The organism is Riemerella columbina (genome assembly GCF_030517065.1).
Classification (GTDB): Bacteria; Bacteroidota; Bacteroidia; order Flavobacteriales; family Weeksellaceae; genus Riemerella; species Riemerella columbina_A.
Genome location: NZ_CP103950.1, coordinates 1,261,149 through 1,287,817, shown reverse-complemented (window position 1 = coordinate 1,287,817; position 26,669 = coordinate 1,261,149). Strand labels below are relative to the sequence as shown.

The 26,669-nt window shown below is 40.1% G+C and carries 20 protein-coding genes; 6 read left to right on the top strand and 14 right to left on the bottom strand.

Annotated elements, in window-relative coordinates; translation table 11 throughout:
* Window positions 1–24 precede the first annotated feature (24 nt).
* Together NYR17_RS06100 and NYR17_RS06095 are read left to right on the top strand one after the other, a co-directional pair.
* Window positions 25–1,206, top strand: coding sequence for a sigma-54-dependent transcriptional regulator (locus NYR17_RS06100; RefSeq protein WP_302504845.1), 1,182 nt, complete (start codon window positions 25–27; stop codon window positions 1,204–1,206).
* Window positions 1,207–1,292: 86 nt separating this feature from the next.
* On the top strand, window positions 1,293–2,648 hold the full coding sequence (locus NYR17_RS06095; RefSeq protein ID WP_302504844.1) for an MATE family efflux transporter: 1,356 nt from the start codon (window positions 1,293–1,295) through the stop codon (window positions 2,646–2,648).
* A gap of 18 nt (window positions 2,649–2,666) precedes the next feature.
* Here the strand turns inward: NYR17_RS06095 and NYR17_RS06090 are convergent, their stop codons facing one another.
* Together NYR17_RS06090 and dacB are read right to left on the bottom strand one after the other, a co-directional pair.
* Complete coding sequence (locus NYR17_RS06090; protein ID WP_302504843.1) at window positions 2,667–3,842, bottom strand: sensor histidine kinase; 1,176 nt, start codon at window positions 3,840–3,842, stop codon at window positions 2,667–2,669.
* A gap of 66 nt (window positions 3,843–3,908) precedes the next feature.
* Complete coding sequence (dacB, locus tag NYR17_RS06085; RefSeq protein ID WP_302504842.1) at window positions 3,909–5,312, bottom strand: D-alanyl-D-alanine carboxypeptidase/D-alanyl-D-alanine endopeptidase; 1,404 nt, start codon at window positions 5,310–5,312, stop codon at window positions 3,909–3,911.
* Between the two features lie 142 nt (window positions 5,313–5,454).
* Here dacB and NYR17_RS06080 point away from each other — a divergent pair, with 142 nt between their 5' ends.
* Together NYR17_RS06080 and nhaA are read left to right on the top strand one after the other, a co-directional pair.
* The gene (locus tag NYR17_RS06080; protein WP_302504841.1) at window positions 5,455–7,659 is read left to right on the top strand and encodes a RelA/SpoT family protein; all 2,205 of its coding nucleotides are present in this window, start codon (window positions 5,455–5,457) and stop codon (window positions 7,657–7,659) included.
* 58 nt (window positions 7,660–7,717) lie between these two features.
* Window positions 7,718–8,926 (top strand): Na+/H+ antiporter NhaA, encoded by a 1,209-nt coding sequence (nhaA, locus tag NYR17_RS06075; RefSeq protein ID WP_302504840.1) that lies wholly within the window; start codon window positions 7,718–7,720, stop codon window positions 8,924–8,926.
* A gap of 61 nt (window positions 8,927–8,987) precedes the next feature.
* On the opposite strand, the gene deoC is transcribed toward nhaA, so the two are convergent.
* From deoC to NYR17_RS06050, 5 genes are all read right to left on the bottom strand, one after another.
* Window positions 8,988–9,731: a deoxyribose-phosphate aldolase gene (deoC, locus tag NYR17_RS06070; RefSeq protein ID WP_302504839.1), complete on the bottom strand. Its 744-nt coding sequence runs from the start codon at window positions 9,729–9,731 to the stop codon at window positions 8,988–8,990.
* Window positions 9,732–9,796: 65 nt separating this feature from the next.
* Complete coding sequence (locus tag NYR17_RS06065; protein WP_302504838.1) at window positions 9,797–10,714, bottom strand: endonuclease/exonuclease/phosphatase family protein; 918 nt, start codon at window positions 10,712–10,714, stop codon at window positions 9,797–9,799.
* A gap of 39 nt (window positions 10,715–10,753) precedes the next feature.
* Window positions 10,754–11,431, bottom strand: a complete 678-nt coding sequence (gene trmD / locus NYR17_RS06060) for a tRNA (guanosine(37)-N1)-methyltransferase TrmD (protein WP_302504837.1) — start codon at window positions 11,429–11,431, stop codon at window positions 10,754–10,756.
* Complete coding sequence (locus NYR17_RS06055) at window positions 11,428–12,690, bottom strand: NAD(P)/FAD-dependent oxidoreductase (protein ID WP_302504836.1); 1,263 nt, start codon at window positions 12,688–12,690, stop codon at window positions 11,428–11,430. The genes trmD and NYR17_RS06055 overlap by 4 nt, the downstream gene beginning before the upstream one ends.
* A gap of 102 nt (window positions 12,691–12,792) precedes the next feature.
* On the bottom strand, window positions 12,793–13,533 hold the full coding sequence (locus tag NYR17_RS06050; protein WP_302504835.1) for a TrmH family RNA methyltransferase: 741 nt from the start codon (window positions 13,531–13,533) through the stop codon (window positions 12,793–12,795).
* On the opposite strand from NYR17_RS06050, the gene NYR17_RS06045 reads away from it, so the two are divergent.
* Window positions 13,519–16,113 (top strand): BamA/TamA family outer membrane protein, encoded by a 2,595-nt coding sequence (locus NYR17_RS06045; protein ID WP_302504834.1) that lies wholly within the window; start codon window positions 13,519–13,521, stop codon window positions 16,111–16,113. The genes NYR17_RS06050 and NYR17_RS06045 overlap by 15 nt on opposite strands.
* Window positions 16,114–16,169: 56 nt before the next feature.
* Window positions 16,170–16,655: a hypothetical protein gene (locus NYR17_RS06040; protein WP_302504833.1), complete on the top strand. Its 486-nt coding sequence runs from the start codon at window positions 16,170–16,172 to the stop codon at window positions 16,653–16,655.
* A gap of 440 nt (window positions 16,656–17,095) precedes the next feature.
* On the opposite strand, the gene NYR17_RS06035 is transcribed toward NYR17_RS06040, so the two are convergent.
* From NYR17_RS06035 to pyrF, 7 genes are all read right to left on the bottom strand, one after another.
* The gene (locus NYR17_RS06035; RefSeq protein WP_302504832.1) at window positions 17,096–19,663 is read right to left on the bottom strand and encodes a T9SS-dependent M36 family metallopeptidase; all 2,568 of its coding nucleotides are present in this window, start codon (window positions 19,661–19,663) and stop codon (window positions 17,096–17,098) included.
* Between the two features lie 172 nt (window positions 19,664–19,835).
* Complete coding sequence (locus tag NYR17_RS06030) at window positions 19,836–20,729, bottom strand: hypothetical protein (protein WP_302504831.1); 894 nt, start codon at window positions 20,727–20,729, stop codon at window positions 19,836–19,838.
* Complete coding sequence (radC, locus tag NYR17_RS06025) at window positions 20,726–21,403, bottom strand: RadC family protein (RefSeq protein WP_302504830.1); 678 nt, start codon at window positions 21,401–21,403, stop codon at window positions 20,726–20,728. Before radC ends, NYR17_RS06030 begins: the two co-directional genes overlap by 4 nt.
* 90 nt (window positions 21,404–21,493) lie before the next feature.
* Complete coding sequence (locus tag NYR17_RS09685; RefSeq protein WP_438826612.1) at window positions 21,494–21,613, bottom strand: hypothetical protein; 120 nt, start codon at window positions 21,611–21,613, stop codon at window positions 21,494–21,496.
* A 22-nt stretch (window positions 21,614–21,635) separates the two neighbouring features.
* Window positions 21,636–22,301, bottom strand: coding sequence for an ABC transporter ATP-binding protein (locus tag NYR17_RS06020; RefSeq protein ID WP_302504829.1), 666 nt, complete (start codon window positions 22,299–22,301; stop codon window positions 21,636–21,638).
* 79 nt (window positions 22,302–22,380) lie between these two features.
* On the bottom strand, window positions 22,381–25,173 hold the full coding sequence (locus NYR17_RS06015; RefSeq protein WP_302504828.1) for an aminopeptidase: 2,793 nt from the start codon (window positions 25,171–25,173) through the stop codon (window positions 22,381–22,383).
* 36 nt (window positions 25,174–25,209) lie between these two features.
* Window positions 25,210–26,574 carry an orotidine-5'-phosphate decarboxylase gene (pyrF, locus tag NYR17_RS06010; protein ID WP_302504827.1) on the bottom strand — a complete coding sequence of 455 codons (1,365 nt, stop codon included), beginning with the start codon at window positions 26,572–26,574 and terminating at the stop codon, window positions 25,210–25,212.
* Window positions 26,575–26,669 lie beyond the last annotated feature (95 nt).

Genomic DNA, 26,669 nt, shown 5'->3' with positions numbered 1-26,669 from the left:
AAATTAAATACTTATCTTTGCCCCATGAAAATTTTAATCGTAGAAGACGAAAAAGCCATCTCTGGACTCCTCAAAAATATCCTCTCTGAGGAGATGAAGGACTATGAAATTACCATCGCTCAAGATGGTTTAGAGGCTTATAAAATGATAGAAAAAGAAGACTTTTCGTTGGTCATTTCTGATATTAAAATGCCAAAACTTTCGGGGACAGAATTGTTGCAAAAAGCCGTAGAGCTCAAGCCAGAATCTACTTTTGTGATGATCTCTGCCCACGGCGATGTTAAAACAGCCGTAGAGTGTCTAAAACAAGGGGCTTATGATTTTATCGAAAAACCAATTGACCTTAACCGACTGATTACCAGTGTTCGGAATGCGCTGAACCACGGCAAGTTACAAGAAACCAATCAGAACCTTAAAAAAGAAAATCATCAACTTAAAAAGAAGGTTCACAAAAAATACCAGATGATTGGAGAATCTGATGCTTTGAAAAAAATCCAAGAGATGATTGACAAAGTGGCGCCATCAGACGCTCGGGTGATGATTACGGGTCCCAATGGTGCTGGTAAAGAGTTAGTTGCCCACGCACTACACGCCCAAAGCGATCGCTCTAAAGGACCGATGGTGGAAGTCAATTGTGCTGCAATCCCTTCCGAACTTATTGAAAGTGAGTTGTTTGGGCATACCAAAGGCTCTTTTACAGGTGCGGTTAAGGACAAATCTGGAAAGTTTGAGCAAGCCAATGGCGGCACCATTTTCTTAGATGAAATTGGCGATATGAGCTTGGTGGCACAAGCAAAAGTTCTCAGAGCTTTGCAAGAAAATAAAGTGTCCCCAGTAGGCAGTGATAAGGAAATCAAGATCGATGTGAGGGTGCTGGCGGCAACCAATAAGGATTTACAAAAAGAAATTGCCGAGGGCAAATTTAGAGAAGACCTCTACCACAGGCTTTCGGTGATAGAAATTCAAGTGCCCGCCCTTAACGATAGAAAGGAGGATATCCCTCTATTGGTGGAGCATTTTGCACAATATATAGCGGCAGAAAATGGCGCGCCAGTCAAACAATTTAGCAAAGAAGCCATTAAAGCCCTACAAAATTATGATTGGACGGGCAACATCCGCGAGCTTAGGAATGTGGTAGAGCGTTTAATCATCTTAGGCGAAGACCCTGTGAGCGCTCAAGACATTACCGATTTTGTGAAAAAATAAACTTTTATATATCAATAAAAAAAGAGGTCAAAGTTTATGTTTTTCATAAACTTTGATTTTTTATAAAACCTTAAAAATATTGGACTATGGCATTTTTAGACCCTACTTATACCAAGCGCCTCTTTCAGTTGGCACTCCCTGTGATGCTCACGCAGGTTGGGCAAATTTCGGTCAATTTATTTGACAATATCATTGTGGGGAACCTTTTAGGAGCTGATGCGCTGGCTTCTGTAGCCCTTGCCAATAGTATTTTCTTCTCTATTTTTGTGGTGGCGTTAGGGTTTTCTTTAGCCATTCCGCCATTGGTTTCGGAGGCACAAACGCAGCAAGACCACCAGCGCATCAATAGTGTATTTAGTCACGGTTTAGTCATCAATATCGCCATAGGATTGCTTTTGGTTGGGCTTATTTTCGCGATTAGCCCGATGCTGTACCATATGAACCAGCCTACACACATCCTCCCCGATGCCGAAATTTACCTTAAAATAGCAGTCATTGGGATTATTCCGTTTATGTTTTTTCAAACGATGCGAGAGGTTTCAGAAGGGCTATCCTTTACCATTGGCGTGACCAAAGCCACCGTCATCGCGAATATTCTCAATATTATTTTAGATTATATTTTCATTAAAGGTATGGGCTTTATCCCAGCGATGGGCGTGGCTGGCTCTGCCTATGCTACGCTATTGGCGCGTATTTTTATGATGATTTTCTTATTCTTTGTGATGAAAAACAATCCGATAACTCGCCGCTATATTCAAGATTTTTCGCTTAAAATAGAAGTGTTTAGAAAAGAAATGTTTGCCCATCTATTGAGGTTAGGTTTCCCTATGGCTATGCAAATGTTCTTTGAGGTTACCGCCTTTGCTGGTGCGGCTTTCATCTGTGGTTTGGTGAGTGCTAAGGACATTGCGGCACACCAAATAGCGCTGAGTATGGCATCGGTTACTTTTAATCTTTGCATTGGTTTTAGCGTGGCTTCTACTATTATGGTGGGCAACAGAGTGGGCGAAAAAAACTTTTTGGCGGTAAAAAATGTGGGCAAAAATAACCTCAAAATAGCCTTTATGTTTATGCTGATGTGTGGTTTAGGCTTTATTCTTGGGCGACATATTCTCCCTACTTTTTTCACCAAACCCCACGAAACTGAAGTGATTGCTTTAGCCTCGCAATTGTTGATTATCGCTTCTCTTTTTCAGTTATCAGATGGCGTTCAGGTCACAGCTTTGGGTTTATTGAGAGGGCTTCAAGATGTTAAAATCCCGAGTTTTATCACTTTTATCGCCTATTGGGTGATTACTATTCCGCTGGGGTATTTTCTCTGTATTACCATGGAGATGGGCGCTTTCGGAATGTGGATTGCTTTAGGTTTGGGGCTGACCATTTCAGCACTGTTTTTGGTGCGACGCTTTTTCTTAAAAATCAACCGAAGAATTGCAGAATAAATAATAAAAAGTCTCGTTTTATGATGAGGCTTCATTTTTAATTTCTATCCTAAATGCGGTGCCCTTCCCTACCTCGGTAGAGAGCAACCGAATGTCGCCACGGTGGTACTCTTTAATAACGCGCCGTGCCAAGGATAAGCCCAAGCCCCAGCCTCTTTTCTTGGTGGAATAACCTGGTTTAAAGATGTTTCGCGCTTGTTGAGAACTCATCCCGCAGCCTGTATCTTGCACATCTATATAGACTTTTTTCTGTTTTTCGTAGAGGTGAATATTGAGGCTCCCCTCGCCTTTCATCGCATCTACGGCATTTTTGGTTAAATTCTCAATAACCCAACTCATCAGAATGCGGTTGTGTGCCACCAAAATAGGCTGTTCAGGCAAGTTGAGCGTAAATTTGATTTTCTTAGAAATCCGAGATTTAAGATAGTCGTAGTTCTGTTGCAGGGTTTCGTTGATGTTAAAATCATTCAGCTCTGGGATAGAGCCTATTTTTGAAAATCGTTCCGAAATGGTGGTCAGCCTATGGATGTCTTTTTCTATTTCTTTAACGCCCATACTGTGTTCGTTTTCCATCCTGAGGATCTCTATCCAGCCAATCATAGAAGATAGTGGCGTGCCTATTTGGTGGGCGGTTTCCTTGGCAAGCCCTGCCCAAAGATAGCCTTCATCGGTTTTCTTTATCGTTTTTAAAAACCAGTAAGAAAGGAGCAAATAAAGCACAATAAAAAAGCCCAACAGCGCAGGATAATAGCGGAGTTTATTCATCAAATCCGAATTATCAAAATATAAATACTGCGTGTGGGTATCCGAAATTTGAAGCTCAAAAGGTGGATATGAAGCCTTCATTTGTGCCAACCTTTGATGTAATTTCTCGGGGTTGTCTTTAATATCGTCAGGGATATTTTTAATTAAATCTGGAAGCGGATTGCCCTTTTCATCGGTAACGATAATGGGAATATTGTCATTGGTGATGATGATTTCTTGTATCAGTTCTAGCATTCTGGCATCGCCTTGGTCTTCATCTTGGAGAAAACGCATCGCCTTGGCAAAAACAATCATATTGCGGGCTTCATTTTGGCGTAAATCTTTCACAATAATGAAGGAATACGCCGTAATTGCAAACACCACAACGCTGAAAGTCACAAACAAAACCATCAGGTTGATTTTAGAAAATAAGAATTTATTTTTCTTCATAAATGAATTTCATTTTTAGCGGCTTATTTTTAAAGTATTGACAATCTTAATTTTATGACTGAAAATTTACTTTAAAACATCTAAAACTTTAAATAATTCCGCATTGATGCTACTGCCCTCATAATTATTAACGATGATGGAGAAAATATAGTGTTTTCCGCTTTTAGAAGTGTGGTAGCCCGCATAAGCTTTGGTAGATTTTATGGTACCGCTTTTCATTTTCATCCCGTTATAAATGGGCAACGCCTCGTAAAAAGTAGGGAACCACGCTTGCTTTTTGCTCCAAACCAAGGCTTGAACTTCGGCGCGCGCCGAGGCGTAATTTTGTGGCGAAAGCCCACTGCCATCAGCAAAGTTAATCATAGCTGTGCGGATGCCTTTGTTTTTCCAAAAATCTTGAAGCAAAGCCACACTACTGCCAAAATCTGAACGGTGATTTTGCTGCATTCCTATTGTTTTTACCAAAGTTTCGCCATAGAGGTTCACACTCTTTCTAAGGAACCAATAAACGATTTTTTCCAACGGCGGCGAGTTATAAGTGAAGAATATAGACGCCTCAGGAAATGATGCAACAACCTGTTGCTGAATGCGTTGCTGGCTTGTTGTTTTCAATTGTCCAGAAAATGAAATGTGCGCCGACTGTAAAGTTTTAAGAATTTCCGTTCCCAGTTGCAACGGCGGATTAGGTACCGCCCCAGAAACGGTAGTAGTTTTCCCCGCTGGTAGTGAGCCGTTGATGTATGCCACAGGGCTATGCGGGGCGGTATAAATATAACTCTGGTCGCCAGATTTTGGACTTCCAGAAGTGGTTTCATTAACCCAAGAAACGCCCACCAATGGATAAGAAAAGCCTTTAAATTGGGTAGGTTTCCCTGCTTGGCTTCCGCCTTGAATATGGAGGTCAAACTGATTTTCTCGCCAATTAACACCCCAGACGCCAGCACCATAATAGTTGCCTAAATCATTCCACGACCAGCCCCCAGGAATGGTTTGAAAATCAAAAAAACAATCATCTATAATCAAGTCGCCCTCAATGGATTGGATGCCTTGGTGGGCTAAAGCTTGGCTCATTTTCGATAAAAAATCCTGCGGCTGAAAACCCTCATAGCGCCAACTGCCCAGCGTAGGGTCGCCGTTAGAGCGGAGGTATAAATTGCCGTGGAGCACGCCATCGCGGAGGTTACCATCATAAGCCATTGTGGTTTGATAGCGGTAGTCTTTGCCCAAAAGTTCCAAAGCGGCAGCGGCAGTAAACAACTTCTGCGTACTTGCCGTAGATAGCCCTTTGTTGCCTTGGTATTCATAGATGAAATTACCCGCATCATCCGCTACATAAAAAGACAGTTGAGCGGCGTACATTTTAGGCTGACTTAATAATTGTTGTGTGGCTTTAGCCAGTTGTTCGCTGATGTTCTGAGCGGAAAGAGTCATCATGACAGAAAGCCCCAGTAGGCTGAATGTTTTTTTCATTTTTTCGTGGATTTTAATCATCAAATGAACTTCAAAGATAATTGTTTTTTTGATAATAATGAGAGTTGTAAAATTTAATTGATTTCTATTTTTAAATTCTGTCTATTTTTTGTATATTCGTGGGTTAAAAGTGTTTTAATAAATGGTTTACGATTTAGAACAAGAAAATAAGGAGATCTTAGCCCGATATAAGGATTTGATTTCCAACACTTACAGAACGCTCAACGAAGATCAAAATAAACTGATTCGCAAGGCGTTTGATGTGGCATTGGATGCCCATAGAGACCAACGGAGAAAAACGGGTGAGCCCTACATTTATCACCCTATTGCGGTGGCGAAAATTGTCGCAGAAGAGATTGGTCTGGGTGCCACTTCTATCGCTTGTGCCCTACTCCACGATGTGATTGAGGACAGCGACTATACTTATGAAGACATCAAGAAATTATTTGGTGAGAAGATCGCCAATATCGTTAATGGACTGACCAAAATTTCGGTGATGAATAACCAAAACATCTCCGTACAGTCAGAAAATTACCGTAAGCTATTGCTCACATTATCAGAGGATTTTAGGGTAATTTTGGTTAAAATTGCCGACCGCCTGCACAATATGCGGACTTTGGATAGTATGCGCCCTGATAAACAGAAAAAAATAGCATCAGAAACAGTGTATATCTACGCACCGCTGGCACACCGATTGGGACTTTATAACATCAAATCCGAGTTAGAAGACCTGTCCTTAAAGTACAATAATCCAGAGATTTACCAAGAAATTACCAGTAAGTTAGACCTCGCCAAAGAGCAAAGAGAGCATTATTTAGAGGAGTTTAAAAAGGAAGTTTCTGAGCGGCTACAAGAGGAAGGTCTGAGCTTTAAAATTAAAGGAAGAACCAAGGCCATCAGCTCTATTTATAGAAAAATGCTGAAGCAAAATGTAGGTTTTGAAGAGGTGTATGATAATTACGCCATCAGAATTATCTATAATGCCGATGCTAAAAATGAAAAATTTGTCGCTTGGAAAATCTATTCCATCGTGACCGACCTTTATAGAAGTAATCCACAGCGGATGAGGGATTGGATTTCGGCGCCGCGCTCTACGGGTTATGAGAGCCTCCACCTTACCATGTTAGGTCCTGATAATAAGTGGATTGAGGTGCAAATTCGATCTGAGCGGATGGATGAAATTGCCGAAAAAGGCGTGGCAGCGCATTATAAATATAAAGAAGGTTTTAAGCGAAATAATGATGATACCAACTTTGAACAATGGGTGACTCAAATTCGTGAAGTCTTAGAAAATCAGGAGTCTATGAGCACTTCGGAGCTTTTAGATGATATCAAACTCAACCTTTATTCCAAGGAAGTTTTTGTGTTTACCCCCAAAGGCGAAGTGATGATTTTGCCGAAAGATGCCACCGCGCTGGACTTCGCATTTTCCGTGCATACAGGCTTAGGAATGAAGTGTTTAGGCGCCAAAGTGAACGGCAGATTGGTACCGATTAGCTACAAACTCAAAAATGGAGATCAGATTGAGATTTTATCTTCTAACAACCAGCGCCCAAAGCAAGATTGGTTGGAGTTTGTGGTGACTTCTAAAGCCAAGTCTAAAATTAAAAATGCACTGAATGTGGAACGCAACGAGCGTGTTAAAGAAGGCAAGGAAATCCTACTCCGCAAGCTCAAAAATGCGAAAATCAATTTTAGTGAAGAAGAAGTTAATAACCTTCAAAAGTTCTTTAATCTCAAAAATTCGCAATATTTATTCTTGAAATTTCAAGATGGTAGTTTAGATATTGGCGATTTAAAACGCTATTCGGAGAAGAAAGGGCTCTTCGCTACGCTTCTGCAGAAGTTTAAGAAAACCAACAAAATACAAACGGTAAAAGAAGAGACGCCAGCGGAAAAACTGGATTTAATTGTCTTTGGTAAAGATGAGGAAAAACTTAATTACAGCTTTGCGAAGTGCTGCACGGTGCTCCCTGGCGATAAAATTTTCGGATTTATTACTATTTCTGATGGCATTAAAGTCCATAACGATAACTGCCCAAATGCCGTGAATATGCGTGCCAATTACGATTATCGCGTGCTACCAGCGCAATGGGTAAATGCCGAAAGCTTCAGCAACAGAGCCAAAATAGAAGTGGAAGGCTTGGATAGAATGGGAATAATCAACGACATTACCAAAATCATTACCAATGCGATGAATATTGATATGAAGAGTTTCAGCATAGCCTCTAATGATGGGATTTTCACGGGGCAAATCACCTTAGAAGTGAGAAATAAAATCCAGCTGGAAGAAACGCTAAAACAGCTCCAAACCATAGAGGGCGTAACCCAAGTGAAAAGGCTATAATTAAAACGATAATACAATTAAAACCATTAAACAAAAATATTCAAAATAACAACAACTGATGAAAATAACACAATATTTTAAAAAATTCCTTGAAAGCAACCAATCTTCTGGGCTCCTACTGATGGTCTGCGTGATGATTTCTTTAATGATTGCCAACTCCTCTTTGGCGGAATCTTTTCAGAATCTATTGAACACCCAGTTGGGCTTTGAAAAATTCCACCTTCGTTATTCCGTGGATATGTGGGTAAACGACGGTCTGATGGCGATTTTCTTCCTTTTGGTTGGTTTAGAAATCAAGCGCGAACTTTTAGAGGGCGAACTCTCCGAGTTCAGAAAAGCCTCCTTACCCATCGTGGCGGCACTCGGAGGAATGCTGGTGCCAGCGCTCATTTTCACACTTTTTAACCAAGGAACGCCTTATCAAAAAGGTTGGGCTATCCCTATGGCTACGGATATTGCATTCTGTTTGGCAATTATCTCGATGCTTGGAAAAAGGGTGCCCAGCTCGGTTAAAATATTTTTAGCTGCCCTCGCTATTGTAGATGATTTGGGCGCTATTGTGGTCATTGCCTTGTTTTATACCGACCAGCTGCATTGGGATTATTTGGGTTACAGCGCCATTATTTTAGCCATTTTAGCCGCATTGAATTATTTTAATGTAAAGAAGCTTATTTTTTATTTAATACCAGGGGTATTTTTATGGTATTTTATCCACCATTCTGGCATCCACGCTACTATTGCAGGCGTTTTATTGGCATTTACGATCCCAACTAATGTTTCCGTAACGGAGATTTCTCCATTAGAGAAATTGGAAGAAAAACTGCATTTGCCTGTTAATTTCTTAATTATGCCAATTTTTGCCCTTGCCAATACCAACATTACCTTAAAAGAAAAAATGGTAGACGGGCTGTTTTCCAACTTTGGATTTGGTATTATTTTAGGCTTATTTTTAGGTAAAATGATTGGAATCAACCTCTTTTCTTATATCGCTATTAAATTAAAAATCAGCGAGTTGCCACACAAAAGCAATTGGTATCAGATGATAGGTAGTGGCTTTTTAGCGGGAATAGGTTTTACGATGTCCATTTTCATCGCGCTATTGTCTTATAAAGGTCATCCCGAAATCCAAGAGGAAGCCAAGTTTGCGATTTTAGTCGCCTCCATTTTATCAGGTATTGTGGGCTATCAATTGCTCAAACTATTTTCTAAAAAGAAGGACAAACGAAAGTTTAAACGGAAATCTTGGGCTCAAAAGAAGAAAGCCTAAATCCATAAAAAACCGTTTCAATACTGTATTGAAACGGTTTTTATTTGATAACTATATTGGTTTAGTATTGCTCAGAAGTTGCCTCGCCACGCACCAAAGACATCGCCGAAGAGGTACCAATTCTCTTAACGCCCATGGCAATCATTTTTTCGGCATCTTCAGGCGTTCTTACGCCACCAGCGGCTTTTACAGGAAGTGCCCCAGCATTTTTGAGCATAATGCTAATGCCTTCAAAAGTCGCACCGTTAGGCTTGCCGCCTTCCGTTTGGTAGAAACCTGTAGAAGATTTAACGAAAATACGCTGTAAATCTTCCGCTTTAAAGCTTTCCGTTGCCCAAGTTGCAATTTTTGCAGTAATATCGGCAATTTGCTCATCGGTAAGCGCGGCAATTTCTATAATCCACTTCGCGATTTTTCCGTACTCTAAACACAATTGCGTGCATTGTACAAACTCATCTTTTACCAAAGCCAAATCGCCGTTTTTATAAGCGGTATAGTTGATAACGAAATCTAGCTCATCAGCGCCATCTTCTATGGCTTTTTGAGCTTCGGCTAATTTTTGCCCTACGCTGGCAGTGCCTTCGTGGAAGCCAATCACGGTGCCTAAAACTACTGGCGCCTCTTTCTCCGTAAGATAAGTTTTAATCTCCTTCACATAATCAGGGCGAATCATCACGGCGAAAAGTCCATTATCTATTGCTTCATCTGTAAGGGCTTTTACTTTGGCATGGGTTTCCTCTAAGGATAATCCAGACTGTTCTAGCGTTTTTAGATAAGTAGAATCTAAATAATTTTTGATATTCATTTTGGTTTTATTTTTAATAAAATTTTCTTCAAAGATACTAAACTTCGGTGGGTTGATCAGGTTTTTTAGAGATGATTTTTATCTTCATCATAGAAGAGCAAAACAGGAAAATGGTCGCTGTAGCCACCTAAATACCTTGTGCCAGAATAAGTTCGGCTGGGTTTTGGGGCGATGGATTGGCGCTGCAAAATTTCCTTCGGTGTAAAAATTTTACTCTGTTGATAATGGAGCGGAAAATCAGGTTTAAAGAAATGATGAGAAAGCAATATTTGGTCAAACAACAGTCCTGTTTTATGGTGAAAAGTGGAATATTGTTTCTGATAATACATCTTCAAAAATGGGTTGTCCAAAATTTGCTCTATGCCTTGATAATAAATGAAATTTTGCATATTATCCTCATTGGGATTTTCATTGAAATCGCCGCTGATGACAACCGCCTCATTGGTATCATAAATAATGGTTTCTATCCGTTTTTTTATTTCTGAAAGAATGTGATTTCTTTTGTCTAAATTGATGTCATTTTCCCTTTTAGATGGTAAATGCACTAAAAAATAATGGATTTTTATGCCTTGTGTTTCTAAAATCACATACAGCACATCTCGGGTGGTATCGGTATAAAAATGTTGCTGCGCATTCAGCATCTCAAAAGTAAACCGAATTGGTTCTGAGTGTACCATCCTAAACACCGATTTTTGATAAGCCAACGCGACATCTATACCCCTTTCATCTTGAGATTCATAATGGACATAGCTGTATTTTCCTTCAAAAACAGGCATATCCAAAAGCTCTTTTACCACTTTTTTATTGCCAATTTCGGCTAAGCCAATGAGGGTGGGCAGTTGGTGGTATTGCGTTTTCATCAAGCTGAAAACTTGGGTTATTTTTTGGCGTTTGGTCAGGTATTTTCTATCATCCCAATGCGGTAAATGCGGGGTATTGGGCGGAAAAAAATTCTCCGTATTATAAAAACAGATGTAAGGCAAAGTGTTGCTATGTTTTAAAAATTGATAAAAATTTTAAGCTTAATCATCCAATAAATCGGGTCTTTTGGCTTGGGTGATGCTTAGCGCCTGTTCGTAGCGCCAATCTTCTATTTTGCCCGCGTGACCACTCAGTAATACCGATGGCACTTCCAAACCTTTATAAACCTCGGGGCGCGTGTAGATGGGTGGTGAGAGTAAATTATCCTGAAAACTGTCCGTGAGCGCCGATTGTTCATCATTAAGTACGCCTGGCAACAGCCGAATTACGGCATCCGCTAAGACACACGCCGCCAACTCGCCGCCAGTCAGAACAAAATCGCCAATGGAAATCTCTCGGGTAATATGTAGATCTCTCACCCTTTGGTCTATGCCTTTATAATGCCCACAAAGCAATATGATATTCTGTTTGAGCGAAAGCGTATTGGCTATTTTTTGGTTGAGGGTTTCGCCGTCTGGGGTCAGGTAGATAATTTCGTCATACTCCCGTTCAGATTTCAGCTGAGAGATGCATTGGTCTATCGGTTGCACCATCATCACCATACCAGCACCGCCGCCATAAGGCTCATCATCCACCTGCCGATGCTTGCCAATGCCCCACTCTCTAAGTTGATGAAAATGCACTTCTGCCACGCCCTTCTCCATTGCTCGTTTAAGAATAGAAGTTTTGAAAGGGCTCTCCATAAGCTCTGGTACTACGCTGATAATGTCTATTCTCATTGTATTGTGTTGTTTTTTCGGTTGGGTAAAATGATGAGGCGCAGAGAGGAGTCGCCGTTGAGATAACTCCACATCCAATTGAAGAAAATTGCAATTTTATTCCGTACAGATAAGATGAGCATCAGGTGGAGGAACATCCAAAAATACCATGCGAAAATGCCTTGAAACTTAATATAAGGCAAATCTACCACGGCGCGGTGCTTCCCTATGGTAGCCATAGAACCTTGATCAAAATACTCGTATTCTTTCCAATCTTTTTCTGAAGCTCGGCAAAGGTTTCTACCCAAATTTTTACCTTGATTGATGGCAACATTCGCCACCTGAGGGTGTCCTTTCGGATATTTAGGCGTCTCCATATAGGCGATATCTCCAATGGCGAAAATATCTTTGTAGCCTTTCACGCGGTTATAGCGGTCTACCACATAGCGGTTTTTGATGATTTGGTCTCGCTCTAAACCTTCTATAATATTGCCCGTAACGCCTGCTGCCCATATCACATTATTAGAAGCGATGGTGTCGCCATTTTCCAAATAAACTTGGTCGCCATCATAGTCCACCACCCTATGGTCACTGATGAATTGAACGCCCATATTTTTGAGGTATTGCTCAGATTTTTCTTGAGCTTCTTGGCTCATTACCGCTAATGGATGCTTGGTAGCACTCACTAAAATGATTTTCAGATCTTTAAAACTCATTTTGGGATAATCTTTGGGGAGAATATCGGCTTTCATCTCTGCAAAAGCGCCTGCCAACTCTACCCCTGTGGGACCACTCCCCACGATAACGATGTTCCAATTGCCACTATCAGAGCGTTTTCTCTCAATAATCAATTTTTCAAAAGTGAGGAGCACATGGTTCCGAATGCTAATGGCTTCTTGGGTGTTTTTCATCCCAAAACAAAGGTTTTCCATTTTATCATTTCCGAAGAAATTGGTGCGGCAACCTGTGGCAATCACCAATTTATCGTAAGTAAATTCGGTATCTTCGGTGATGATTCTCTTTTCTTCTGGGATAATTTTGGTCACTTCCGTCATCCGATATTGGATGTTCTTAGACCTCTGGAAAATCTTTCGGAACGGAAACGAGATGTTGGACGGTTCTATACGCCCACACGCCACTTGGTAAAACAAGGGCTGGAACATATGGTGATTGACTTTATCAATAACCAATACTTTTTTTCTTTTGTTATTGAGCTTCCTTGCGAGCTGTAGCCCAGCAAAACCGCCGCCGATAATCACTATTTTTTCTCGTGTTTCCATATCCCTGTGCTTAGGTTGCAAAATTACGGTTTTTATTTAATTTAGCCTTGATAAACCTAGTGCAAGGTGTGTATAAAAATGGAAAACGGCTTTGCCTCAAACTTAATTTTGAAGTTTTTGTCCAAAGATTTGTCCTAAAATAATCCCTGCCGCCATAGAGACATTCAGGCTTTCTGTGGCTTGGTGCTGGCTAAATCTTGGAATGCTAATGCTCCTCTGGAGGAGCTTTTCGGTTTCTGGACGTATGCCATTGCCTTCGTTACCGAGAATAAGGTTGACCTTCTCAGGGAATGTTGTTTGGTAGAGATTATCGCCCGCCATATCCGTTCCAATATTGGTATGCGAGGTTTGAGAAAGATAAGCGCTCAGCTCCGTGTAGATCATCTGCACCCGCGTAAAAGAGCCCATACTGGCTTGGATGACTTTGGGGTTATAAAAATCCACGGTATCTGGGCTGCAGATGATTTGTTCCACGCCAAACCAATCGGCTAATCTGATGATGGTGCCTAAATTCCCTGGGTCTTGGATGCCGTCTAACACCAGATTAAACGCGGTATCCATCAATTGGGATTCTGGCAGAAGTTGGCATACCGCCACGCTATCTTTTGGAGTTTGGAGAAAACTTATTTTTTTGAGCTCTTGAGGGGTAATTGGAGCGATTAAATGTGCTGGAAGAAAGTCCAATTCTTCAGGGGTTGTGCTATAAATGGCATCAATTTTGAATTTTGATGTTTTCAACTCTTTGATGATTTTATTCCCTTCAACCAAAAACAAATTGTATTTTTGTCTAAATTTTTTTTTATCTAAAGACTTTAAAATTTTAATTCTATGAGTGGTAAGCATATCAGAAATTATGTTCAAAAGTATTACTTATTTTCCATTTTTGCAATCTTCTTAACCTTTTTGTATGCTTGTAATGCAACGAAAAAAGTTCCTGATGGCGAGTATCTACTCACTAAAAACCATTTTAAATACGAGGATAAAAAACTGTTAACCAGCACTATTCCCAACTATGTAAGCCAAAAACCGAATAAAAAACAATTCTTTATTATTCCCATTGGGCTCTATGTTTACAACTGGGCCAATCCGAAATATGATACCATCCTCAACGAATATATGACCTACCCTAACCAGATGAGAAATCAGGCATTGCGGGACTCTCTCTTCGTGAAGTACGGACACCCAGAGTACCAAGGGCGCTCTTTATTTTGGAACCGATTTTTCCACACCATTGGGCAGCCGCCTGTTATTTTAGATGAAGGCAAAACCATTGCGAGTGCTAAAAACATCCGCCAATATATGGTCTATAAAGGCTATTGGGATGCCCAAGTAGATTTTAAACAAAAGTTAGATTCGGCGGCTAAAAAGGCGCAAGTGGCTTATCATATGACCTTTAACGATCCTACGCTCATCAAAAATTATTACTACACTATTCCAGACCGAAATATCCGCGCCCTCTATGAGCGAGAAATGGACAAAAGTAAGGTAAAGGCAGGCGAAATTTTAGACCAAGCCAATTTAGAAAACGAGGTGAAACGCATTACAGAACAGATGCACGCCGAGGGTTATTATAGCTTCAACCGCTCTGGAGAGGAGATTTATTTTACCGCAGATACCCTCCAAGATCGTAAAAATGTGCCACTCACCATTGATATTCATAAAGATTCTGCGGATACGCCGTATAAAAAAACGACCATTGGGCATGTAGACCTCTATGTGGTGGATAAAATGAGCGACACGCTGAATACCACAGCCTATAAATTTGACCGATTGAAAAAAGACGATAGCGTGCGCATCCATAAAATGGACGACCAATATACCACACGCACCCTCTGGCTACCAGTTATCCTCAAAAATGGTGAGGTTTATAATCAGAAAAAATTAGACTTAACGAAGAGAAACATTATGGCGATGAATAATTTTAGCATTCTCAGCTATAATGAAAGACTTTCTAACAAGCCTAATGACAGCATTCTAAATGTGCAATATATCTTAAAACCATTACCTAAATATGAGCTCAAAACCGCATTAGATCTCCATTATTCACAGATTTTAAATTTTGGATTTTCGCCATCGGTAGAGCTAACTTCCCGAAATATTTTTGGCGGTGCGGAGAACTTGAGCACCAGTTTTTCAGGGATTGTAGGGACTACCAAAAATGCTAAAAATCCAGGAAAAGCCTTTAATGCCTACGAACTCTCGGCACAGGTGGCACTCAATGTACCCCGGTTGCTCATTCCGTTTAGTTATTATAGCTTAATCCCGAAGCGCTACTCTCCTACGACTTCCATTGGGCTGGGGGCTTCTATCCAGAATAATATCGGTATGGGGCGTATCAACTTTAATGGAAGCCTCAACTATACGGCTAATGTGAACGAGGTGATTTCTCACCGACTTTCGCTCTTCAACACCCAGCTGAGCCTTACTCGGGATAAAGACAATTATTATGAACTCTTCCGTGGCGATAATGAGGTGCGAGAGAACATCTTCAACCTTTATCAAACCTATAACCCCGCCTACAACATCAATGCTTATACTTATGATGATGTGTCGGAGAAAATATTGAATGATGTTGGCTTTATCCAATCTCTCAACGGTGAAGGTTTAACGCTTTACAATACCTTCCTACAATCTTTGCTCAATAAAGACCGCCAGACGCAAGATGTCTTGATTTCCTCCCTTTCTTATCAATTTTTGTACAACGAAATGGGGAATAAATACTACACCAATCCGTTTTATTTCAGTGGAAAAATGGAGCTCGCGGGGAATATTCTCAGTTTGTTTGGGAAAGCCCAAGACTCCAAAAGTGTGTTAGTTGATGAGGAAAAAACCATTTTTAATATCCCCTATTCTCAGTTCATCAAGTTTGATGTAGATGTGAGGAAATACTTTACCTTCTTTGCCAATGCAGACTCTAAACACACCTTGGTGCTTCGGCAGTTTATCGGCATTGGGATTCCGTATGGCAACTCTAAAACGATGCCTTTTGTGAGGTCTTATTTTAATGGTGGTTCTAACGATATTAGAGCGTGGATCGCCTTTGGAGGCTTAGGTCCTGCAGATTCTCAACTTGATGAAAAGGTAAGATCTTACATTATGGACAACCTGAAACTGACCACCAATATAGAGTACCGCTTCCCTATCAATAAAATGTTTGAAGGGGCTGTATTTACCGATGCTGGGAATATCTGGTCGCTAAAAGAAGATGGCTTGGGCGATGGCTTTAAGTTCAATAAATTTTGGAAACAACTCGGTATAGGCAGCGGCTTTGGTATTCGGATCAATGTGGCGTATATTACGCTTCGTTTAGATTTGGCTTATAAAATCTACGACCCTAACCAGCCAGAAGGTTCCCGCTGGAGATTGAGACACATACAACCGCTAAAACCAACCTTTAACTTCGCCATAGGTTATCCTTTTTAAGGGGATTTTAGTGGGTTGATGAATGTCAATACAATGAAAATTTAAATTTTATCGATATGAAAAAAATACTGTTATCGGTGTGCCTTGTCCTCGTAACTTTGGTTTTCGGACAAACCGAGAAGGTCCTAAAAGAACTGAATATTACAGGCATAGAGCTGGGCAAACCCTATAAAGGAAAAATAAAAAAAACGCAATACAGTAATTGGGTAGAACTCAAGAATCATCCTATATTCAAAGAGGTGTCTTTACGCTTTTCCGATGAAAATGAGGTGGTTAGCATTAGTTTACATTTTAAAAATCAAGCCGCAATGCTTAATAACTACCAGAAAATCATTGATTTATTAAAGAAACATTTTGAGACAGATACCGATGATAAAACCAAAACCACTCTATATTATAGGGGAGTAAAAAATGGAGAAGAAGCGAGAGTCAGTATCCAGTTTGATACTTATCAGATCTCTGAAATAGCATTTTGGCAACTCGCGCCCAAACCTGATCAAGACGCCTCTGAACCTCTACTAATGAAAGTGAGGGAACAATAGGGGGTTATTTTTAGTATTTATGCTTCAATCCCAACGAAATAAAGACTTCAATACTCTCACTTTTGAAGGGGGGATTACAGGATAATTTTCTAATTGGGCACCAAATCTATGATAAAAATCACCTACGGAGGGCACAACTTCATTACTGATAATCCGTGGCAGCTTTCTGAGAATCTGTAATATTTATTGCTTAAAAAGTTTTTATAGGATTATTTTTTTATTTTTTGTATATTTGCATCATAACTGCGGGGCGTAAAACCTCTGCGCCCCCTTAGCCTAATGGCTAAAGGCTAAAAGCACAAACTTTTTAGTTTGTGCTTTTTTATATTCATTTATTACACTTCCTTGTTTTGATATAGCCTCTAACCTCAAAGTTTAGAAATAAAAAATCCGCTAACTCAAAAGATGAATTAGCGGATTGGTTTTAAAGAAAAGAGGTTTTATTTCTTGATAATAATTTTCTCACTGAAATTAACATTTAAACCTTCTACTTTTAAGATATAAAGCCCGTTATTCAAGTGAGCAACACGGATAGGCTCTTGGCTTTTTACCTTCTGTGAAACAACCAATTTGCCCGTAGCATCATAGAGGTTTACAGATAAAAGACCTGCACTGGCATCGGCTTTCACAAAAATTTCATTCTGAGCGGGGTTAGGATATACCGCCACATTTTGAGAAGTCTGCTCCTCTGTGGTTGCCATCACCGCATTACACTCTGCAGGGATAGTAAAATCTTCTACTTGATCATTAAGAGCTGCTTCTATATCTGCGTTATTGAATCGAGATTTTGGTTGGATTAACCCTGGATCGGCATTAACACCAACGCCTCTTTTTGCGAAAACTTTCCAAATCAAACATTTGTTATCACCACCAGTTAAGTTTTGGTCTGCCGCAATAATGGCATCTCTACCCTTAACAAAAGTAGGATTACAACCTTGTAATTTCATTCCATCCATTACTGTTTGGAGGACTCTGGCACTCCCTGAATTCATATCTGCGGTAACATCCGAGGCATAACCATACTTTTCTGCATATTTCCAATGTAGATCCCAAAGGATAGTCGCCCACACAAAACCAATAGAATGTACATGTGGTCTGGTCATCCCATTTTCTGTATAATACATTCCGTTGGTTTTGCCATAAGTATAATTATTGATGCTAAAATCTGGCGAATATTTTGCAGGGCGGATGCCTAAACCATCTGTAGGTTCTCCAGAAGCATAAGTTCCTATTCCTCTTGGCACATCAGCGGTGTCACCAGGGCGGTTGGTTAGCATAAGCGCTAAGAAATCTGACCAACCCTCTCCCATTTGTTCATTATCCAAAGAAGAGCTTAAACAGCCGTAACCATCTCCAGTAAGTCTGTTAGAGATACCGTGCGTATACTCATGGGCGATGATACCATTGTCAAAATCGCCATCGATATAAAGGTATTCATCAGGGTTATCTTTTAGGGTTACATTAACCGTAGAGGCTTCCAATTGGGCTTTAATCGCATCTCCCTCGCTGGCTTCTATAAGCACTGACGGAATGGTTACAGAAGCGTCTGTACCGCCCATTGGTCCAAAAGAAGTAGATGATGGTATATTATAAATAATAGCTGCGATAGCACCTTTAGTTTGAGCATTTTTCACCTTTGCAGTAAAGTTACAAGAACCTCTAGCAATCAGGGCTATTTTCCCTGTAAGGTCTTCATCAATATTGGTACAGCCATTAAGAGGTGTAGTTAAAGCTAAATCCCCTGTAACGCCAGTAGCGGTTAGTTTAGGTCCGAAACTTGCTGTTTTTGAGTTGGGTCTTCTATCGGTAAAATCATTAGGGCTGTTAAAGAATATCCGTTCTACTTTTATAGGATCCCAAAGGAACATTTGCATTCTTGGAGCACCACCGTCTGATGGCGTTGCAAAATTGGCATTATTAAGATTAGGCGTTGCTTTATTGATGCCGTCTCTGGCTTCTGCCTTTACGGCATCATGCCCATAGCCACCTTTCCCAAAATTATTGGTTTGGAAGTTTCTTGCACTTTCTGTAAAGCCAAATTGATAGCTAATATCGTGCAGCATATTATTCATATAGAATAAATTGGTCAGTGCCGCATCTTGATAGTGCTCATGCGTTAAATTAAGATCCAAAGGGAAATCAAAATTTCTACCAGTGCCACCATCTGCCGAAAATCCAATGTTATTCGTACCGTCAAGGTCTGTATAAGCATGGACATTATTCCCTCGGGTAATGGTATAGTGGTTAGTGCCATCAGAGTGCCAACCTTCTGGCGAAGCGGTATTGTCCCAAGGATCAGAAACAATGCTTCTGTTTCCAAAAGAAGGGGCTTCTATAGGAAGAGCAAAAACATGATAAGATGCATGATCTGCCGCGGCTAAAATACTCTTATTCAAGTTTTGAGGTTGATTTAATGGCCCAATAAAACGATGTTGATGAGGTCTGCCGTACATCCCTGGTGCAAAATTACACGACAGCGTAAGAGATTCTTCCAACAGCACGCTACCATCTTGAGCATCTACTACCACATTCCAAAGAATGCCATCGTGATCTTCGTAAGTATAGGCGTAAGCGAATACCAAACCATTTTCGGTAGGGAAATAAAACTCCTGCCCTGATTTAGCGAGCGCTTTAACCTTAATTCCTAAGCCTTTTAACGCTTGTTCAGCATTAAGACTTGCTTTAGTTTTAGTAGAAACAACTACAATATTTTTACGGAAATTATCAGAAAAATGCACCACTTGGTCATTCTTTACCAATGCCGAAGCCACAGCGCCATAGATTGGAACGCCATTATAAGTCTGTTGGACTTGGAGCACCGCGCCGCCTAACGCTTGCGAAGAGTCGGTATTGATAATTTTAAATTGTTTAGCTTCAGGTTTTGAGCTATTGAAAGTAGAAGTAGCGCCATTGAGATAGTTTTTCAGAACATCATCATAATGGGTTTGCGCATTGAAAACACCAAAAGCGAACAATACTGCAATACTAAGTTTGTAAAGTTTTGTCATATTATATGGTTTTAAACTTTCCAAATATAACAAAAAATATCACTTCACCAAATAAATAATTAAAATAATGATATAAATAAAAATATATCATATTTTATTATGATTTTTAAAAAATCATTGATGCAATCTATCATATCACCAAAAAATTGCAACATTTTTAATAGGTGATTTTTCAATTCCAACGAAATAAAGACTTCAACACTCTCACTTTTGAAGGGGGGATTACAGGATAATTTTCTAATTGTGCGCCAAATCTATGATAAAAATCACTCACAGAAGGTACATTACTGCCGTTAAAATTAAAATCCAGATGGTCTATGCTGTTTTTAAGAAGACAGTCAATCATATAAGAGGACGCGTTGGTGGAAAGCTCATAGTTATTGATAAAACCTATCAAGCTCTGGCAATACTCCGACTTCATTAAGAAAACTACAGAAACCAAAGTTTGATGGTGTCGCATTTCATAAATTTCTAATTTCCCTGCAGCCTCCAACGCCTCTAAAACCGAAAAATACATCGCTTTTAATTGGGGGCGCTCCACGCCTTTGGCATAGTTCATAAAAAAATTCCGATAATGTGAAGCCTTAGAGCCTTTGGCAAAACTCAAATGCTGATTTTTCTTGTCGTGGGGCCTCACATTCCGTCGCCGATGTACAGAATAGCCTTTCAAAACCTGCGCATAAGGCGCTGAAGAAAGCCTATAATTTTTATAATGTGGTAACTCTGAAAGTTGATTTTTAGCATTAAAAGCATAATAATAAACCAGATAATGCTTTATCAAAAAATCGTAAAATAAGCGGTTCGTGGAGGCATCATCTTGTGGAGAAAATACGCCCAATTGCTGCAAATAAGGCGGAAGCACCACCATTTTTATCCACCCGAATTTCTTTTTAATCGGAATGGGCATCACCGCTTGATAATCGCCATAGACTAAAAACTCCCACTGGGTGCCGTTGGTGGCTTCTAAATAAGCACGCTCTGCCTGAAAAACATACTGCGCCGAAGCTTTAAGGCAAAGGTGGTACCGCTCAAAATCAATGGTTTTATAAGTTTTTATCGTGATCATAAACTGCCGTGGTCTGAAAAACTAAAATAAGAATCTTTAGCAATGATAATGTGATCCAGCACGCGAATATCCAAAAGTTGCCCCGCCTGCACTATTTTTTGAGTCAGCTCTCGGTCGGCTGAGCTGGGTTGCGGCTCTCCTGATGGGTGGTTGTGTACCAAAATAATTGCTGTGGCAGAGTATTCTAAAACCTGTTTAAACAGCCAGCGGACATCTACCACTGTGCTATGGATACCGCCTCTGGAAATCGGGAAACGATGTATCACTTTGTTTTTAGCATTGAGTAGAATCAGCCAAAATTCCTCTATAGCCAAATCTGCCATCAGCGGATGCATCATCTCATAAATATCTCTGCTCTGGTTGATGCTTCTGCGTTTTGGAAACTCTTGTAATGCCCTGCGCTTGCCTATTTCTAACGCTGTAGCAATACTCACCGCCTTGGCTTCTCCCACGCCCTTAAATCGCATTAACTCTGGAACAGAAGCCTCGCTGAGGAGGTGCCAATTGTTTTGATATTGATCTAAAATGGTCCGTGCCAAATCCACCGCAGACTGCGTGCGGCTACCGCTGCCCATAATAATAGCGAGCAACTCCGAGTCTGAAACTGCTCCTCTCCCCTTAGTTAAAAATTTTTCTCGGGGTCTATCATCTTCCGCTAACTGCTTAATAGACATTTTTCTTAAATTCTTTGCAATTGCATTTTTACCCTTTGCAATTGTATTTTACCCCTTTGCAATTGCATTTTTACCCTTTGCAATTGTATTTTACCCCTTTGCAATTGCATTTTTACCCTTTGCAATTGTATTTTTACCCTTTGCAATTGTATTTTTACCCTTTGCAATTGTATTTTTACCCTTTGCAATTGCATTTTTACCCTTTGCAATTGTATTTTAATATATTAAAGACTTACAAAATCATTCCGTCACGCATCACCAATTTTCTATCCGTGCGGTCTGCCAAGCTGTTATTATGGGTTACAATGATGAATGTTTGGTGGTATTTATCCCTCAAATCAAAGAAAAGCTGGTGGAGGGCTTCGGCATTTTTAGAATCTAAATTCCCTGTGGGCTCATCGGCAAAAATAACCTTTGGCGAGTTGATTAACGCTCTGATTACCGCTACTCTTTGTGCCTCGCCGCCAGAGAGTTGCTTGGGCTTATGGTGCATCCGCTCTTCTATTTTAAGTTCCTCAAAAAGGCTATAAGCTTTCTTGATGTATTCGGCTTCATCTTTAGCTGAAATTTTAATGGGCAACAGCACATTCTCCAACGCCGTAAACTCTGGCAACAACTGATGATTTTGGAAAACAAAACCGATATTTTCATTCCTAAACCGGGAGAGTTCTTGGTCTTTCATCTTTAGAAACGACTGCCCATCTATGGTGATTTCGGTCTGGTGTTGCTGTATATCCGTCGGCAAATCCAGAGTCCCCAAAATCTGAAGCAATGTAGATTTCCCTGCGCCAGATTCTCCCACAATAGAAACTACTTCGGCATCTTTTATTTCTATATCTACCCCTTTTAATACCTCTAAATCATCATAAGATTTGTGTATATTTCTCGCTTTTATCATAGCCGTAAATTTAAAACTATTTTTATTGGTGTGCAAGATGGATTTTCTCTCAATATTGACCCAGAATCAAGGTTCAAAATTAAAACCACCCTCGCCGCAGTTGTGCAACAATCGCAGAAAGATTGAAGTTGAACATAAACCGAATGCGCTTCTGATAACTCGGCAAAGCTGGTTCAAAGCCTAACGAAGATTGCATCGGAAAATAAATTTCAAAAATATCTGGAATCAGCTTAACACTAACGCCGCTATCCCAAATGAATTGACTCTGTTCGTCTCTATTTTTGTAGATGCCAGCATCTGCGTAGAGGTTTAGCATTTTCCAAATTTGAACATCGGCATTCACAGTGGTAAGCCATTGGTTAGCCGTGGCATTGATGGCGGATTTAAAAGCGCCTTCGCCCAAGACAAACTGCCGTGGTGCATAATAATCATTGTGGTTTCTGCGGATGATGCTGTACGAAAAGCTATAATTAGACAACGAGGAAATTCCAAAATCAAAATAGGCATTTCGGGTCTGATTTCTCAGAAAATAACCACCAAAAAATCTTAAACTCAACTTTTTATTTTGCTGATATTCCCAGCGGTAAAAGAGTTCCGCCGAGAGCTTATTAAAATCTTCAGAATGTTGTAGATTGGTTAAAATGGTATTCTCGTGGATGGCTTTTCGGTCGGTATAGAGGTAACCGATGTTGAAAAGATAATACTTGCTGTAATCGTTGGCGGCTTCCATTTCTGGGCTTAAATCTTTGCTCACATAATCATAGGAAAGCCCCAACTGTCGCCCAATTTGGCTTCTCGGATTTTTATTGAAATCCAACGATGTATAAAGGCTGAGCTTTCTAAATGCCAAATCTTTATCGTAGTGAAAATAAGTGCCCTTACCCCCCACTCGCCAATTTTGAAAAAAAGAATCCGCAGGTGCAAAAGTGTAAGAAGCGCCCGCCGTTCCCATCAGTTGTCCTGTTCCTGTGCTAAAATAAGGCTTCAGCGCGTATGTAAAAGGCTGCTCTATCAAACTGGCATTGCTAAAACCGAGTCCCAGCAACAGTTTATCATAATAATTATACCTAAAAATAGGCGTCAGGAAAATTTCGTGGTATTCAGGATTGGGAATATCTTTGTGAAACTTAAGTTTAGGCTTCTTCACATTAGAGAATAAACCTTTGGTATATAGGTAATTATCTCTATTATTGAGTTCTGGAAAAAGGTCGTTATCATTCAGGATAATTTTTTTAATGCTATCCTTAGGAATGCGATAATCGGTCTCTTTTTTCGTATAAGTATCGTACCAATAAATTTGGGCTTGATCCTCGTTTTTAATGGCTTTAAGCTGAAAAGGAATGGGCGCTTCGGTATTTTTTTTAACCTTAACGAGCATATCCTCCCCTTCTATTTTAAAGTTTTTCAGCTTGAAATTAACCCTATTTTTTTTCGTAATAAAATCCGATAAAAAAGCGCTACTGTACTGAGATGCCATCGCCAACTGATTGAGAAAATCCTCTGTATAAATCGGCTTTCCCGCATGTTCCTTAGTGAATTTTTGTATCCACTGATTCATCTCTGCCTCGCCCATTTTTTCAGCCACAAAATTGAGAAGGCTCCCCATTTGCATCTGGCTGATGACCACCTGATTGAAATTGCTCAACTGCGGAAAAGGCGTGGCAATCGGCTGGTCTAAATTCTGGCTCATCATATATTGAGATGCCAAACCATAGCGCTCTGTGAGTTTCATTTTTGAAAGGTAAGTCCATTTTAAAGGCTGAATGCCCCATAAAGATAACTGTTGTGGCAAATCTCCCAACAGAACTTTATCCTTATAAAAGCGCTTTAAATACTGAATTTCTATATAAGTTTTAATGCCATTTTCTATCCAATGTTGCTGTATTTTATCCGTGTTTAGTTGTTGAGCCACGCAAAGTTGAGACAAAATAGAAAAGTATTCCAAATCCGTTTTTTCGGCATCATTAAAGAGTTGAAATTTAAATTTCCAAAATTTAATATCATCAATACCCATAAAGCCATAATCTTGGGCTATTTTTTTAGAAATCAGTATTTTCTTTGGTAAATCGCCTAAAATACCTTCTATAAAATTGAGTTGTAACGGCAGGTAGAAATTAAGATTTTGTTGCTGGTCATAGGTCAGAGGAAAAGGGATTTCCACCAAAGTATTCTTATATTTTAGCCTAAAATAAGGTGTTGCCGCCACCTGTGGTTTCAAAATAAAATAAGGATCATCAGACAACGAGCCTTCAAAAAGTTGAGGCGAAACTTCTGGCAAATTAGAAAATACCGCCCGCTGATTTTCCGAAAACTGAACACGCCAATAGGCTTTGGAGCTTTGGTTTTCTTCAATATTTAAAAAATGCCGAGGCGCATCGGTAGGCACCAAAAAGAAATATTTAAGCGAAATTTCATCTGGCTGAATGCCGTAGCCTGTAAACCGTGCCTCTGGCAACTGGATTTCATAATCCAAATGTAGAACCACGCGCTCCCCTTGATTTAAAGGCTTTTCCAACGGCACTTCTATCCATTCTTGATCGAGAGCGGTTAGCGCCTGTTCATTGATTTTGAGGTTCATCAACCGACCTCTTTGGTTGGGTTTAGAGAAATAAAGGCTGGTTTTTCGAGCTTCCAATAAACGCTTTGCCAAAGGCGTATTTTGCGGTTGATAAGCGGCATTCCAATTCAATAGCACCACCCGATTGGTCGCCTGCTCCCCTTGATGATAATGGATGATGGTTTGCTTGATTTGTGCTCTATGACCGCTTTCCAACAAAGAAATTTGCAGACTTAAACTGTCTTGCTGTTGGGCAAAACTTAAACCTGCAAGAAGTGAAAAAATAAAACCTAATAATCTGCGGAAACCACTCAATCGGATATAATTTTAAAATGAAACTTCTGCAAAATTCTATACCTCCAAGGATTGTTCGTAAGCTTCCCAGCCTTTTATTTTGTAATTTAACGCCGCTTTTTCGGCATCTTCGGCTTTGTAAATACCACGCCCCACAATGATAAAATCGGTATGCAATTGCTCAAAAGCATAGTCTGGCGTGTTGTATTGCTGACCTTTGGCATCGCCTTTATCTTCTAAATTGATGCCTGGCGTAAAGAGCAACAAATCCTCTGGCAGAGCACTCTGCGCTACGCCACCCACCACATTATGATGTGTTTGTGCCACTTTTAGAGCTTGCTCTCGGTAATGGGCATCGGTTAATGCACCTTTGGACGACATCTCCAAAATGGCAATAACCCCAGAATTTAAGAAATAATCCAGCGAGGTTGCCCCGCCAATCATATGCGAAGTGATTAAATCTGCCCAAAAAGAAATTCTGTAAATTCCGTAAGAATATTGGAGTTCTTGGGTGTTACCAATATCTGCAAACTTGCGGTCTTCCATTAGCAAAAATTGATGTTTCTTCGCTAAGGCTTGGAGCGGCAGAATGGTTTTTTCAAAATCAAAATCGGTGATGATGTCCATATGCGTTTTGAGCGCCACAATGTGAGGGCCCACTTGCTCAGCAAATTGGAGTAATTCTGGCGTGGTAATCACATCTGCAGAAGCAATGAGGTTGGATTTTTTCTCTATCGCCAATTCTAATAAACGCTGCGCCGAAGAATGGCTTACTTTATTTAATTTCTCCTCATAAGAACGCCTTTTTTTCTTCTCAAACACAATAGGGTGACCAGCTAAAAAGTCTTTAATTTGAGCCAATTGCCCCTCCGAAAGCAAACCTTCTTCATATAAATATTGACAAGCTTCGGAAATGGTAAATAGCGTATGTACGCTGTAACCTTGGCGCTCCAAATGGGCTTTTCCGCCCTGTTCTCTATCCAAAACCACCACGATATCTTTCACTATTATGCCTTCGTTCTCCACCTCTGGAATGGTTTCCAACAAAGACTTTCCGCTGGTTATCACATCTTCTACCAACAGACAATTTTGCCCCGAAGTATAGAGACCTTCTATCAATTTTTTAGTGCCATAAGCTTTGGCTTCTTTCCTTTTGATAATGAGAGGGATACCGCTTTCCATAGACATTGCGGTCGCCATTGGGAGGGCGGCATAAGGCACCCCACAGATTAAATCCGTGTTTTGGGTATCCACCATTTTTAATAAAAATTGCCCCAAAGTTTTCAAAATTTTAGGGTCTGATGCCAAGGGTCTTAAATCCACATAAAAAGGACTTTCAATCCCACTTTTAAGGGTGAACTTCCCAAATTTAATAATCCCTAATTGATAACACGCTAAGAAGAACGATTTTTTTGATTCCATTTCGGTTTTTGACAAAGATAATATTTTAAAAATTATTAACACAAATTTATTTTCCCACAGTCGCCCATTTTATGGTTCCGCCGATGGTAATATTT

Coding starts and splice junctions, on each gene's coding strand:
- NYR17_RS06045 (WP_302504834.1), top strand. CDS start 13,519: ATGAGTGGTAAGCATATCAGAAATTATGTTCAAAAGTATTACTTATTT.
- pyrF (WP_302504827.1), bottom strand. CDS start 26,574: ATGGAATCAAAAAAATCGTTCTTCTTAGCGTGTTATCAATTAGGGATT.
- radC (WP_302504830.1), bottom strand. CDS start 21,403: ATGTCTATTAAGCAGTTAGCGGAAGATGATAGACCCCGAGAAAAATTT.
- NYR17_RS06035 (WP_302504832.1), bottom strand. CDS start 19,663: ATGACAAAACTTTACAAACTTAGTATTGCAGTATTGTTCGCTTTTGGT.
- dacB (WP_302504842.1), bottom strand. CDS start 5,312: ATGAAAAAAACATTCAGCCTACTGGGGCTTTCTGTCATGATGACTCTT.
- NYR17_RS06030 (WP_302504831.1), bottom strand. CDS start 20,729: ATGATCACGATAAAAACTTATAAAACCATTGATTTTGAGCGGTACCAC.
- nhaA (WP_302504840.1), top strand. CDS start 7,718: ATGAAAATAACACAATATTTTAAAAAATTCCTTGAAAGCAACCAATCT.
- NYR17_RS06095 (WP_302504844.1), top strand. CDS start 1,293: ATGGCATTTTTAGACCCTACTTATACCAAGCGCCTCTTTCAGTTGGCA.
- NYR17_RS06090 (WP_302504843.1), bottom strand. CDS start 3,842: ATGAAGAAAAATAAATTCTTATTTTCTAAAATCAACCTGATGGTTTTG.
- NYR17_RS06020 (WP_302504829.1), bottom strand. CDS start 22,301: ATGATAAAAGCGAGAAATATACACAAATCTTATGATGATTTAGAGGTA.
- trmD (WP_302504837.1), bottom strand. CDS start 11,431: ATGAGAATAGACATTATCAGCGTAGTACCAGAGCTTATGGAGAGCCCT.
- NYR17_RS06055 (WP_302504836.1), bottom strand. CDS start 12,690: ATGGAAACACGAGAAAAAATAGTGATTATCGGCGGCGGTTTTGCTGGG.
- NYR17_RS06100 (WP_302504845.1), top strand. CDS start 25: ATGAAAATTTTAATCGTAGAAGACGAAAAAGCCATCTCTGGACTCCTC.
- deoC (WP_302504839.1), bottom strand. CDS start 9,731: ATGAATATCAAAAATTATTTAGATTCTACTTATCTAAAAACGCTAGAA.
- NYR17_RS06050 (WP_302504835.1), bottom strand. CDS start 13,533: ATGCTTACCACTCATAGAATTAAAATTTTAAAGTCTTTAGATAAAAAA.
- NYR17_RS06080 (WP_302504841.1), top strand. CDS start 5,455: ATGGTTTACGATTTAGAACAAGAAAATAAGGAGATCTTAGCCCGATAT.
- NYR17_RS06040 (WP_302504833.1), top strand. CDS start 16,170: ATGAAAAAAATACTGTTATCGGTGTGCCTTGTCCTCGTAACTTTGGTT.